General features: G+C 63.1%; 13 protein-coding genes. 6 read left to right on the top strand and 7 right to left on the bottom strand.

Annotation, left to right across the window (positions count from 1 at the left end):
- The first annotated feature begins 3 nt into the window (after positions 1-3).
- From rnr to rpmG, 6 genes are all read left to right on the top strand, one after another.
- Positions 4-2,310 (top strand): ribonuclease R, encoded by a 2,307-nt coding sequence (rnr, locus tag JN279_RS21400; RefSeq protein WP_096446506.1) that lies wholly within the window; start codon positions 4-6, stop codon positions 2,308-2,310.
- Positions 2,310-2,762 carry a DUF983 domain-containing protein gene (locus JN279_RS21395; protein ID WP_096446508.1) on the top strand — a complete coding sequence of 151 codons (453 nt, stop codon included), beginning with the start codon at positions 2,310-2,312 and terminating at the stop codon, positions 2,760-2,762. Before rnr ends, JN279_RS21395 begins: the two co-directional genes overlap by 1 nt.
- 73 nt (positions 2,763-2,835) lie before the next feature.
- Entirely contained in the window at positions 2,836-3,576 is a 741-nt protein-coding gene (locus JN279_RS21390) for an NUDIX hydrolase (protein WP_096446510.1), read from the top strand.
- A 78-nt stretch (positions 3,577-3,654) separates the two neighbouring features.
- The gene (locus JN279_RS21385) at positions 3,655-4,833 is read left to right on the top strand and encodes an MFS transporter (RefSeq protein ID WP_095200024.1); all 1,179 of its coding nucleotides are present in this window, start codon (positions 3,655-3,657) and stop codon (positions 4,831-4,833) included.
- 91 nt (positions 4,834-4,924) lie between these two features.
- Positions 4,925-5,380, top strand: coding sequence for a hypothetical protein (locus JN279_RS21380; RefSeq protein ID WP_202350182.1), 456 nt, complete (start codon positions 4,925-4,927; stop codon positions 5,378-5,380).
- 283 nt (positions 5,381-5,663) lie between these two features.
- Positions 5,664-5,831 carry a 50S ribosomal protein L33 gene (gene rpmG / locus JN279_RS21375; RefSeq protein ID WP_006201775.1) on the top strand — a complete coding sequence of 56 codons (168 nt, stop codon included), beginning with the start codon at positions 5,664-5,666 and terminating at the stop codon, positions 5,829-5,831.
- Between the two features lie 103 nt (positions 5,832-5,934).
- On the opposite strand, the gene JN279_RS21370 is transcribed toward rpmG, so the two are convergent.
- The 7 genes from JN279_RS21370 to JN279_RS21340 form a co-directional block, all read right to left on the bottom strand.
- On the bottom strand, positions 5,935-7,002 hold the full coding sequence (locus JN279_RS21370) for an ABC transporter ATP-binding protein (RefSeq protein WP_202350181.1): 1,068 nt from the start codon (positions 7,000-7,002) through the stop codon (positions 5,935-5,937).
- 4 nt (positions 7,003-7,006) lie between these two features.
- The gene (locus JN279_RS21365) at positions 7,007-7,855 is read right to left on the bottom strand and encodes a carbohydrate ABC transporter permease (RefSeq protein ID WP_202350180.1); all 849 of its coding nucleotides are present in this window, start codon (positions 7,853-7,855) and stop codon (positions 7,007-7,009) included.
- Complete coding sequence (locus JN279_RS21360; RefSeq protein WP_096446518.1) at positions 7,855-8,778, bottom strand: carbohydrate ABC transporter permease; 924 nt, start codon at positions 8,776-8,778, stop codon at positions 7,855-7,857. Before JN279_RS21360 ends, JN279_RS21365 begins: the two co-directional genes overlap by 1 nt.
- A gap of 179 nt (positions 8,779-8,957) precedes the next feature.
- A complete protein-coding gene (locus tag JN279_RS21355; RefSeq protein WP_202350179.1) occupies positions 8,958-10,235 on the bottom strand; it encodes an ABC transporter substrate-binding protein in 1,278 nt (425 codons plus the stop codon).
- A 29-nt stretch (positions 10,236-10,264) separates the two neighbouring features.
- Positions 10,265-11,452: a PLP-dependent transferase gene (locus tag JN279_RS21350; protein WP_202350178.1), complete on the bottom strand. Its 1,188-nt coding sequence runs from the start codon at positions 11,450-11,452 to the stop codon at positions 10,265-10,267.
- A complete protein-coding gene (locus JN279_RS21345) occupies positions 11,449-12,183 on the bottom strand; it encodes a FadR/GntR family transcriptional regulator (RefSeq protein ID WP_202350177.1) in 735 nt (244 codons plus the stop codon). The genes JN279_RS21350 and JN279_RS21345 overlap by 4 nt, the downstream gene beginning before the upstream one ends.
- 129 nt (positions 12,184-12,312) lie before the next feature.
- Complete coding sequence (locus JN279_RS21340; RefSeq protein ID WP_202350176.1) at positions 12,313-13,002, bottom strand: DJ-1/PfpI family protein; 690 nt, start codon at positions 13,000-13,002, stop codon at positions 12,313-12,315.
- Positions 13,003-13,022: the final 20 nt, after the last annotated feature.

Below are 13,022 nucleotides of genomic sequence, written 5' to 3'. Positions count from 1 at the left end.
GGCGTGGCGCGCAGGATCACCGGACGAAGCCACGGCGATCCGCGCACCGCCGACACGAGAGCCAAGGTCAAGGACGACTACAGGCCTTCGCGCGACGAAATCCTGCGCTACATCGCCGAAAATCCCGATCGTGCCGGGAAGCGCGACATCGCCAAGGCCTTCGCGCTGCGCGGCGACGATCGCATCTGGCTGAAGGACATCCTGCGCGACCTGCAGGATGAAGGCGTGCTCACCAAGGAGCGCAAGCGGCTGGCCCGCGTCGGCGCCCTGCCCCATGTCGCCGTGCTCGACATTTTCGGCCGCGACGGCGACGGTGTCCTGCTGGCGCATCCGGCCGAGTCCGTGGGCACGGGCGAGCCACCCGTCGTCTCGATCCGTGTGTCGCGCAGCGGCAACGGTCCAGCACCGGGCATCGGCGACCGCGTGCTGGCCAAGACCTTTCCGACCGACGATCCGTCCGGTCCCGCCTACACCGGCCGGGTGATGAAGATCTTCGAGAAGCGCACCGATGCCGTTCTCGGCGTTTTCCGCGTACTGAAGGACGGCACATTCCGCATCGAGCCGGTGGAACGCCGCCAGCCTGAACTGATCGTCGACAAGGAATTCCAGAACGGCGCTGAGAATGGCGACCTGGTCGAGGTCGAGCCGGCGCGTGCCTCCCGCTATGGGTTGCCGCGCGCCAAGGTTCTCAACGTGCTGGGCTCGCTGACCAGCGAAAAGGCGGTCTCGATGATCGCCATCCACGCCCACGACATTCCGCACATCTTCCCGGCCGATGTCATCGCCGAATCCGAAGCGGTCAAGCTGGCAACGATGGATCATCGCGAGGACTGGCGCGACCTGCCGCTGGTCACCATCGATCCGGCCGACGCCAAGGACCACGACGACGCGGTCTTTGCCACGCCCGATCTCGACGAAAAGAACCCGGGCGGTGTGATCGCCACCGTCGCCATCGCCGATGTCGCCGCCTATGTCCGCTACGGCACGGCCCTCGACCGCGAAGCCTTGAAGCGCGGCAATTCGGTCTATTTCCCGGACCGCGTCGTGCCGATGCTGCCCGAGCGCATTTCCAACGATCTCTGCTCGCTGCGCGAAGGCCAGGATCGCCCGGCGTTGGCCGTGCGCATGACCTTCTCCGCCGATGGCCACAAGATCAGGCACTCCTTCCACCGCGTCATGATGAAATCCGCGGCGAAGCTCGCCTACCCGCAGGCGCAGGCGGCGATCGACGGTGCGCCGGACGACAAGACCGGCCCGATCCTCGACACGGTGCTGAAGCCGCTGTGGGATGCCTATGCGATCCTGAAACGTGGTCGCGACGGCCGCCAGCCACTCGAACTCGACCTGCCGGAGCGCAAGATCATGCTCAAGCCGGATGGCACGGTCGACCGCGTCATCGTGCCGGAACGGCTCGATGCTCATAAGCTCATCGAAGAATTCATGATTCAGGCCAATGTTGCCGCCGCCGAGTCGCTGGAAGCGAAGAAGCAGGCGCTGGTTTACCGCGTCCATGACGCGCCGTCGCTCGCCAAGCAGGAATCGTTGCGCGAGTTTCTGCAGACGCTGGGCCTGTCGCTGGCGCGCGGCGCGCAGATGCGGCCCAGCCAGTTCAACGGCATTCTGGAGCGCGTGCGCGGCGCCGACAATGAGGCGCTGGTCAACGAGGTGGTGCTGCGCTCGCAGAGCCAGGCCGAATATTCACCCGGGAATATTGGCCATTTCGGCCTCAACCTCAGGCGCTACGCGCATTTCACCTCGCCGATCCGTCGTTACGCCGACCTGATCGTGCATCGCGGGCTTATCGCCGCACTCGGCCTCGGTCCAGGAGGGCTGACGCAGGATGAGGCAGCCCGCCTCGAAGACGTTGCGATATTGATCTCTGGCACCGAGCGGCGCGCCATGGCGGCCGAGCGTGACACAGTCGACCGGCTGATCGCGGCCTATCTCGCCGAGCGCATCGACGACCGGTTTGACGCCCGCATCTCCGGCGTCACCAAATCAGGACTATTTGTCCAATTGCCGCAGTTTGGCGCAGATGGCTTCATCCCGGTGTCAACTCTGGGCGGCGATTACTATATATACGACGAAACGGCTCGCTCCCTGTTTGGAGAACGCTCGGGCAAAGGCTACCAGCTCGCGGACCGCGTCGAGGTCAGGCTCGTCGAGGTGGCGCCAATGGCCGGCGCGATGCGCTTCGAGATGCTGACCGACCCAAAGCCCCTGCCAGGCTCTACCAGGTCGTTTCACAAGGCTAAGGGCCGCGCCCGTGCGTCGCAATCGCGGCCGGGTTCGCGCGGCAGGAGACGATGATGCCAAAAGAATTAGGGATACAGGAACAGGTTTTCGGCGGCGAACATCACACGGGCCGGGTTGCCCGCCCCTTGTGGACGGCGATGAAGCGCGGCCTCCTGGGCCGCTGCCCGAACTGCGGCGAAGGCAAGCTGTTTCGCGGTTTCACCAAGACCGTCGAGACCTGCAGCGTCTGCGGCGAGGAAATCCACCACCATCGCGCCGACGACCTGCCTGCCTATCTGGTCATCGTCATCGTCGGCCACATCGTTCTCGGTGCCTTCATGGGCGTCGAAGCGACGTCGACCTTGTCCACCTGGCAGCACATCCTCATCTGGGTGCCCTTGACCATCATTTTGTCGGTTGCCCTGCTGCAGCCTGTCAAAGGCGCCGTCATCGGACTGCAATGGGCGTTCTATATGCACGGATTCGGTGGCGAGAAGGATGGGGCGGAGTCTCACCACGGCGCCTGAAGCGCTACTGGCGCAATATACCGACCGTGAAAGGCCACTTTCGTTTGCAAGAAGTTTCCGCTAGGTCCAGCGCATGGAAGCAATGACCAAGGCGGATGTCGACAAGCTCGACAAGGGTCTTGCCGCGCATAGCGGCCGGCCCCTGCGTCCGCGTGATGCCGCGACCTTGATCCTGCTCGACCGCAAGGACGATGTGGTGCTGGTGCTGATGGGCCGCCGTCACGCCGGCCACGCCTTCATGCCTGGAAAATTCGTGTTTCCCGGCGGCCGCACCGATCCGGCCGACAGCCGCATCGCGACGGCCACCGCACTGCATCGCGACGAGGAAGCAAAGCTGCTCGCAGGTCCCGGTCGCACCAGTGCCGCGCGAGCCCGCGCTGTCGCCTTGTCAGCAATCCGCGAGACCTATGAGGAAGCCGGTCTGCTGATCGGCAAGAAGGCCGCCTTTGCGACCGACAAGCGCGACTGGCAAGGTTTTGTCGAACACGGCGTAAGACCTTCGCTCGAAACGCTTCGCTTCATCGCGCGCGCCATCACGCCGCCCAACCGGGTGCGCCGCTTCGACACGCGTTTCTTCAGCGCCTGGCGCAGCGACGTGGCCGTCGAACTGCCGGGCGGCGGTCCGACCAACGAACTCGAGGAACTGGTCTGGCTGCCGCTTGCCAAGGCCAGGGAAGCCGACATACCCGACATCACCCGAATGATCCTGGACGAGCTGGAAAGGCGCCTCGCCCATGATCCGCTGCTGCGTCCGGGCGGTCCCGTGCCCTTCTACCGGCTTGTCCGCAACCGCTTCACCCGCGAACTTCTGTAGAGCAATTCCAGGAAGAGTGTGACGCGGTTTTCCGTCCGGAATTGCGTAAGATCAACGAGACAGAGTATTCAGCATCCCATGACGGTCGATACCCAACCACAGGGCGACGAACGCGTACACTGGCTGCCGATGGTGGCGGCGATTTCGTCTATCAGCGTCGTCGGCATCGCTATTGGCCTCGGCATGCCACTGCTCAGCGTCATCTTGGAAACGCGCGGCCACTCGGCTTCGATGATCGGCCTCAACACGGCCGTCGCCGGTCTGGCCTCGATTGCCGGTGCGCCGCTGGCGACACCGCTCGCCATGCGCTTTGGCGTCGCCTGGACCATGATCGCGATGATCGCCACAGGCGCGCTGGCATTCGTCGGCTTCCATTTCGCGCCCGACTTCTGGATGTGGTTCCCGCTGCGCATCGTGCTGCATATCGCCTTGACGGTTCTGTTCATCCTGTCGGAATTCTGGATCAGCACCTCGGCACCGCCACATCGCCGCGGCCTTGTCCTAGGCATCTACGCCACCGTCCTGTCGCTTGGTTTTGCCGCCGGGCCGTGGCTGTTCGCGCATCTCGGCAGCTCAGGCTTCAGGCCGTTCGGCGTCATCATTGGATTGGTGACGCTGGCCGCGATACCGGTGCTGGCGGCGCGCAACGAAAGCCCGAGCATTGTAGCCGACGGCGAAACCAGCAATTTTCTGCGCTACATCTGGCTGGTGCCCACCGCGACTTTTGCCGTGCTGGTGTTCGGCGCGGTCGAGACAGGCGGCTTCGCGCTGTTCCCGGTCTATGGCAACCGCATCGGCTATTCCGAAGCCGACGCCGCATTGCTGCTGACCATGATCGGCCTTGGCAATGTGCTCTTGCAAATCCCGATCGGCATGATCAGCGACCGTGTTTCGGACCGGCGCTATCTGCTGCTCGCCTGCGCCACGGTTGGCCTTGCAGGCACGCTGTTCATGCCCTTCTTTGCCGCGAACTGGCACTTGATGGCAGCGCTTCTGTTCGTCTGGGGCGGTGTCGTCGCGGCCATGTACACGATCGGCCTCGCCCATCTCGGTTCGCAGCTCTCCGGTCACGAACTGGCGTCGGCCAATGCCGCCTTCGTGCTGTGTTACGGCGTCGGCATGGTGCTTGGCCCACAGGCCATCGGCATCGGCATGGACAGTTTCGGGCCTTCAGGCTTCGGCTGGTCGCTCGGCCTGTTCTTCGCCGCCTACATGGCGCTGGTTGGCGTCAGGCTCGTCCGCAAGATTCTCCTTTGACCCTTTGACAAGCGACCGCTGCTGACAGAACCGTGTCAGGAGCCCCAGGGTAAAAGAGTGTCCCAAAACATCGGACGTTGAGGACACTCCCATGATCGACAGCGGCTTTGAAACCACATCCCTGCGCATGACGCTCCTGCTGCTTGTGACCTTCCAGGCTCCGGCGGCGGATGTCGACCGCATCATGGACGCGGTGGTTGCGATCGCCCCGCTGGTCATGGGCAAGTATGACCGCAACGCCTATCAGTCGGCGCACGGTATCGAGCGCTACAGGCCGCTCGAAGGTGCCGCGGCCGGCACCGAAACCGAATTGCGGCGCCGCCCGGGCACGGTCGAGGTCTCCTTCGAACTGCCCGACGACCAGGCGCTGGCTGCCCGAGTCGTCGAGGCGATTTTCCAGGCCCATTCCTATCAGGAGCCGGTGATCCGTATCCAGCCGATCCTCGCCAGCCGCTCCAAGGGGCTCGACGACCGCGCCAATCCGAATCGCTGGTGGAACACGACCGGAGACTGGAAGAAGGTTGCGGCGGTTAAAGAAGAAGCCTAGACCGGCCTTCCCTTCTCCCCCTGTGGGAGAAGGTGGCCGAGCGAAGCTCGGTCGGATGAGGGGTGCTCCAGCTTGGCAATGACGGCACTCCGTCACACACCCATCAACCGTCTCGGCGCTGCGCGCCGATCCACCTTCTCCCACAAGAGGAGAAGGAAGAGAGAGGCTCCGCCGGGCTTGACTTTCCGGGCACGTTCTTTATGTGTCGCGCCAAGTTTCCCGCGTCCGGGTGTTTTCCCGTGCTCCAGCGGCCAAAACCCCACGAACATAACGGACTGATATCATGGCCAAAGCCGCAAACATCAAGATCAAGCTTCTGTCGACCGCCGACACCGGTTTCTTCTACGTCACCAGCAAGAACAGCCGCACCAAGACCGACAAGCTGTCGTTCCGCAAGTACGACCCGGTCGCCAAGAAGCACGTCGAATTCAAGGAAACCAAGATCAAGTAATCTGGGTTTTCCCCTTGCAAACAAAAACGCCGCCCATCGGGCGGCGTTTTTGTTTGCAAGGCGGAGCCTGCGGCTGAGTTCCCTCAGCCCGGCTGAATTTCCCTCAGCCGATGCGATCGCCGCTTTTCGGATCGAACAGATGCAGCGACACCGGATCGGCGGCCAGCCGCACCGTATCGCCAGGCTTCACGCCAGCGCGGCCCATGGCGAAGACGCAGAGCTGCTGGTTGGCCAGTTTGACGTAGAACTGCGTCGACAGCCCGAGCGGCTCCACCACCACCACCTCGCTCTGCAGCGCGCCGTCATCGGCCAGCCTTATATGTTCGGGCCGCAGGCCGATGGTGATCGCGTCGCCGTCCTTGAGCGGCAAGCCATCCGGCAGCCGCAGCTTCTGGCCATCGGAAAGCACGGCGTCCACCTTGCCGCCCTTCGCCACCGTTGCCGGCAGGAAATTCATGCCCGGAGAGCCGATGAAACCCGCAACGAACATGTTGGCCGGGCGGTCATAGAGATCGAGCGGCGCGCCGACCTGCTGGATCAGCCCGTCATGCATGACGACGATCCGGTCGGCCATGGTCATCGCCTCGATCTGGTCGTGGGTGACATAGACAGAGGTGGTCTTCAATTGCTGGTGCAGCGCCTTGATCTCGGCGCGCATATGGACACGCAGCTTGGCATCGAGGTTGGACAGCGGCTCGTCGAAGAGAAAGACCTTGGGATCGCGCACGATGGCGCGGCCCATGGCCACGCGCTGGCGCTGGCCGCCGGACAGCTGCCGCGGCAGGCGCTGCAGATAGGTGTCCAGGCCCAGCCGCTTGGCCGCACCATCGACCCTGGCGTCGATCGTGGACTTCTGCGCCTTCTTCAACAGCAGGCTGAAGCCCATGTTCTTCGACACGTCCATATGCGGATAGAGCGCGTAGGACTGGAACACCATGGCGATGTCGCGGTCCTTCGGTGCGACGTCATTGACCAGCCGATCGCCGATGCGGATCTCGCCACCGGAGGCTTCCTCCAGCCCGGCGATCATGCGCAAAAGCGTGGACTTGCCGCAGCCGGACGGGCCGACCAGGACGACGAACTCGCCATCGGCGATTTCAAGGTCGACCGCATGCAGGACGCGGACGGCGCCATAATCCTTGCGGATCTTGTCGAGCGTAACAGAAGCCATCGATCTATCCTTTGACGGCGCCGGCGGTCAGGCCGGTGACGAGATAGCGTTGCAGGAAAGCGAAGAAGATGCAGACCGGGACCAGCGCCAGGATCGACGCCGCCATCATCTGCCCCCAGTCGACGGCGAACTTGCCGATGAAGGTGAGCAGGCCGACGGCAAAAGTCTTCTGGTCGTCGCTGGAAATCAGCATCAATGCGAACAGAAGCTCGCTCCAGGCGGCGGTGAAGACGAAGCCGAGCGTCGCGCCCATGCCGGGCAGCGTCAGCGGCACGATCACCTTGCGCATCGCCTGCGCGCGGGTGCAGCCGTCGATCATCGCGGCCTCCTCCAGATCTTTGGGGATACCGTCGAAGAAGGACTGCATCAGGAAGGTGGCGAAGGCGGTGTTGAAGGCGGTGTAGATGATGATCAGCCCGGTCAGGCTGTTGATCAGGCCGATCTGACCCATCACGCGGTAGATCGGCGGAATGACCATCACCAGCGGAAACGTCTGGGTCAGGAGCAGCATCAGCGCGAGAGCCGCCTTGCCCCGAAACGTGAAGCGCGACATGGCGTAGCCGGCAAGCGTGGCGATGACCGTCACCAGTGCCGCGGTCGACACCGAAACGATGACGCTGTTGAGGAAATAGCGTGGGAAATCGGTGGCCTCGAGCACGGTGACGAAATTCTGCAGCGTCATGTGCGATGGCCAGAAGGTGATGCCTTCGGAATAGAGCAGCCGCTCCGGCGTCACTGAGATCTTCAGCGTCCAGTAGATCGGGAACAGGGCGAAGACCACATAGGCCGCGATCGCCGCGTAGAGGCCAACGCCGCCGAAGAACCGTTGTGAGGTTGAGCGTCCCGCGATCATCAGACGTGCCTCACCAGCGAGCGGCGGATAGCGATCAGCGCGATTGCATAGGCGATGAGCAGCACAAGCAGCAGCACGGCCACCGCCGAGGCATAGCCCTTGTCCAGCGATTTGAAGGCGCTGACATAGATGTAGACCGGCACCGTGTTGGTCGAGCCGGCCGGTCCGCCCTCGGTCATGACAAAGATCAGGTCGGCGAAGGTGGCGATCCAGATCGTGCGCAGCATCACGGTGATGGCGATCGTCGGCGCCAGGAACGGCAGCGTCACCTTGGTGAAGCGCTGCCAGGGCGAAGCGCCGTCGATCGCCGCCGCCTCATGCAGTTCCGACGGAATCGATTTCAACGCCGCCAAAAGCGTGATGGCGAAGAACGGAATGCCGAACCAGACATTGGCAATGATCGGCCCCCACATGGCCGTGGCAGGATCGGAGAGCACATTGGTCGGCTCTGCCTTCAGCCCTAGCGCGAACAACCAGTGCGGCAGCGGCCCGACGATCGGGTTGAACAGCCAGGCCCAGGTCAGGCCCGACAGGAAGGACGGCACCGCCCATGGCAGGAACACCAGCGCCTGCACCACCTTGCGGCCCCGGAACGGCTTGTCGAGCAGCAGCGCCAGGCCAAGGCCGAGGAAGAACTGGAAGAACAGGCTGGCGACCGTCCACCACAGCGTGTTGACCAGCGCCTGCCCCAGCACCTGGTCCGACAGCATGGCCTGATACTGGCCGAGCCCGACATATTCGGATTTGAAGGCCGAGAATTTGCGGAAGGAATAGCTGATGCCGATGACCAGCGGCACCAAAAGCACCACGACCAGCAGGATGATCGCCGGGCTGAGATAGAGCCAAGGCTCGAAATTTGCGTAGGAAAGCCGCCTCTTTCGCGGCTGGCCTGCGGATCGGATTTCGGACACGGCATAGGTCATTGGCTGTGGAACGGCTCCAAGAAGCGTCAGGATTGGTGACGAGCGTCCTTCTCCCCGTTCACGGGGAAAAGATGCCAGCAGATGAGGGGCAGCGTGAGCCTTGGGGGTGCTGGCGCCGCCCCTCATCCGGCCCTTTCGGGCCACCTTCTCCCCATGAACGGGGAGAAGGGAAGAAAAAACTACTTCTTGTTCTTCGCCAGCCAGTCCTGTTGCTCCTTGGTCAGGAAAGCAGCCCATGCGTCGGCTGCCTCCTTGGCCGTCTTCTGGCCAAGCAGCACTTCCTGGAAATTCTTGATCGCCACCTGGTCGACGAAATTGCCGAGGTTTTCCAGATGCGTCGGCGGCGTCACCATTTCATATTTGGAGGTGTCGCTGAGCTCGGTGAACCAGCCCTTGAACTGCTCGGTCTTGAAATGGGGATCCTGGTCGGCACCTTTATGGATCGGCACGACGCCGACTTCCTTGGCCCATTCGAGATTATCCTTGGGCGAGAGCAGCGTCGCCATCAGCTTCCAGGCATCATCCTTGTGCTGGGAGTTGGCGAACATCGCCCAACCGGCATAGCCGAGCGTCGGATAGGATTTTCCGCTTGGCCCGACAGGCAGCGGCGCCACGGCGAAGTCGTCGGCGCTCATCTTGTCGGCGATGCCGAGCAGCGCATCCGGGTCCTGGTTGAGCATGGCGCAGGTGCCGGAATAGAAGCCGGTGACGGTTTCGTTGAAGCCCCAGCTCACCGCATCCTTCGGCGCCAGTCCGTCCTTGTACATGTCGGCCAGCATCTGCAGGCCCTTGACCGAGCCCTCGTCGTTGATGGTCGAGGTGCCATCCTCGTTGAAGTAGCCGCCCTTGCCCTGAGCGATGTTCATGAACATATGCATGCCGTTGAAGGCGCCGGGGCCGCCGCGCAGGCAGTAGCCGTACTTGCCCGGAATGGCCGAGATCTTCTTGGAGTCGGCGACGAACTCGTCGAGCGTGGCCGGCGGGCCGTCGAGGCCGGCTTGCTTGAACAGCTTCTTGTTCCAGAACAGCGCGTTCACATAGTAGCCGTACGGGATCATGTACTGGGTGTTGTTGACCGTCGAGCCGAACTGCTTGGCGCGGTCGCCGAGCGTCTTGGCGTCATCCCATTTGGCCATATAGGGGCCGAGGTCCTCGAGCTGGGCATTGTTGGCATAGAGGCCCATCCAGCGCTCCGGCATCTCAACCACGTCGGGCGTGTCGCCAGCCTGAACCATGGTGAGGAATTTTTCAAAGGCCTGGCCCCAGGGCAGCGAGACCAGCTCGACCTTGACGCCGGGGTTAGCGGCTTCGAACTCGGCGATCTGCTTTTTCAGGAATTCGGTGCGCGGCGGGCTGGTGATGACTTCGACCATTTTCAGGGTCGAATCGGCCAGCGCGCCTCCGGCGGAAATCGCCAGCCCCGCGACGGTGGCAAGCATGACGGTCAGTTTTTTCATGTTCAAGACTCCCATTTTGAACCCGCTTGTTATTTTCTGGCTTTTTCGAAGGCCTGGGCGACATCGGCCCAGAGGTCTTCGACACTTTCCAATCCGACATTGAAGCGGATGGTTCGGGGGCTGACGCCGAAGCGCGCCATCGAATTCAGTCCCGGCGTCTGCTCCAGCGACGCCTTGGCCGGCACGACCAGGCTTTCATGCCCGCCCCAGCTGACGCCGATGCGGAAATATTTCAGCGCGTCGACGAAGACGGGGATGTCGATATCGTCCGTCACCTCGAAGGAGAACAGTCCGGCATAACCGGCCAACGTCGCCTTGCCGGGATGGTTCGAATAGACGGGATGGTTGACGCGCTCGACATTGGCATGCGCCTTCAGCCGTTCGGCTATGGTCAGCCCGCTCTTCATGTGGTGCGGCAGGCGCAGCGGCAGCGTGCGCAGCCCGCGCAACAGCAGCCAGGCCTCGAACGGCGACAGCTTGCCGCCGAGATAGGAATAGGTCTGCTCGTTGATGTGCTTGATGTGCGCGGCCGAGCCCGCCACCACACCGGCGACCGTGTCGCTGTGGCCACCGAGATATTTCGAGGCCGAATGCAGCACCAGGTCGACGCCATGGCTGATCGGCTTCTGGAACACCGGCGAGGCCCAGGAATTGTCGATGGTGGTTATGATGCCTTGCTCTTTCGCCAGCCGAGCTAGATGCGCGATGTCCTGCAGCTCGAACATCATCGAGGTCGGGCTTTCCAGGTAAAGCAGCTTGGCACCGGGAAGTGCCGCCGCCACCGCATCCGGATCGCAGCCGTCGACATAGTCGACCTTGATGTTGAGGCGCGGCAGGAGCCGCTCGAACAGCCGGTAGGCATCGCCATAGCAGTTGCGCACCGCCACGATACGTTCGCCCGCCCCGACAAAGGCAAGCACGGTGGCGCTGATCGCCGCCATGCCGCTGGAAAAGCCGCGCGCGGCCTCCGCACCCTCGAGTGCGGCCACGCGCGCCTCGAACTCCATCACCGTCGGATTGTCGCCGCGCGAATAGATCGGCTGCTTTCGTTTGCCGGCAAAGGTGTCAGCCATTTCGGCATAATTGGCGAAGGTGAACAGCGACGTTTGGTAGATCGGCGGCACCACCGCGCCACCCGGAAACGGTTCGTCATGCGCCAAAAGCGTCGCCGCCTCGGCAAGATAATCATGGTCGAAACCTGAGGGATGCTCGTTCATGTATGGCTCGAAAGTTTGAGTTTGGCAGCACCGCGCTTCAGATCGTCCTCGACGGTGGCGATCAGCTTGAGCGCTTCGGCGCGGGCGCCTTGCGGGTCGCGCGCGGCGATGCATTCGTAGATGGTGCGGTGATAGGGAAAGCTGGCGTGGCCGAAATCACGCACGCCGAGCGGATGTTCCCAGAAGCGATGGAACAGCTCATGCATGGCGGCGATGATCTGTTCGAACAGCGGATTGCCGGAGACCCGGTAGATCGCCTGGTGGAACTCCCAGTCCTCTTCCGAAGACATGCCGTCACGGGTGCGGAACGCCTGCTCCATGATGTCGAGCTTGCGCTCGATCTCGGCAATGTCGGCCGGGCTGGCGCGTTCGGCGCAAAGGGCCGCCGCCTCCGCCTCCAGCGCGCGGCGGATTTCAAGCGTATGCATCAGGCTGGTGAAGTCGTTGCCGCCGGCCAGCGTCAGCGGCATGTGCAGCATATCGGGTGACACGGCCGCCTTGAGATAGGTGCCGCTTCCTTGCCGGCGCTCGACGAGACCTAGCCCCTCCCAACGCGTCAGCGCCTCGCGCACCGTGTTGCGGCTGACCTTCAGCCGCTCGGCCAGGATGCGTTCGGTCGGCAGCCGATCGCCGGGCTGCAGCGCCTCGGCGCGAACAAAGCCCACCAACGCCTTCAGAACGGCGTCGTCACGCGCCGTCGTCTGAATGGGTGGCAGGCTGTTCTGGTCCACGCTCTCTCCAAGTGGTCCAATGGTCCAACCAATTTCTGCACGGACGGAGAGACGTGTCAACAGCTGAAAACGAAGACGGGCCGAACGGCGCCCCATGGCGCTGTTCGGCCCGTCGGTTCAAGCGTGGCTTCACGCTGGCGTGGCGGCTGAGGCGCGCCAGCGTGCGAACATGTCCTCACGAACCCGCCTCGAACCCGCGAGCCGCTTCTTCGCTTCCGTCAGCACGGATGGCGAAGCCTGTGCGGGCGTGCCCGATTGGAACGGAGGAGCCGGGGCATATTCGAGCGAGAGCTGCACCGTTTCGGCCTCGGCCTGACCGAGAAGCCTGGCGACCAAAGCGAGACCGAAATCGATCCCCGAGGTGACGCCGCCGGCGGTTATCAGGTTTCCGTCCTCGACAATTCGCTCGTCGACGGGAATGGCGCCGAATTCGGCCAGGAAATCATGCGCGTACCAATGCGTCGTCGCCCGCTTGCCCTTGAGCAGGCCGGCGGCACCAAGCACCAGGGCGCCGCTGCATACCGAGGTGACATAGCGTGCCTGCGCAGCGCGCCCCCGCACGAAATCGAGGACGGCCTGGTCCTCCAGCAGCGGGTTAACGCCACCTCCACCCGGAATGCACAGCACATCGAGAGGCGGGCAATCGTCGAAGGTCGCCGTTGGGTTGAGCGACAATCGCGTCGACGACATCACCGGATTACGATCCTTCCAGATCAATTCCACCTCGGCGCCCTTTGCCGATGCTAGGACTTCATAAGGGCCGGTGAGGTCGAGTTGCTGGACATTTGGGAAGACGAGGATGCCGAAACGAAGGCTCATGGAACTCTCCATAGGTTGAC

Origin of the sequence: Mesorhizobium sp. 113-1-2 (genome assembly GCF_016756475.1) — a bacterium.
GTDB lineage: Bacteria > Pseudomonadota > Alphaproteobacteria > Rhizobiales > Rhizobiaceae > Mesorhizobium > Mesorhizobium loti_C.
This window is presented reverse-complemented; position numbering and strand designations above follow the sequence as displayed.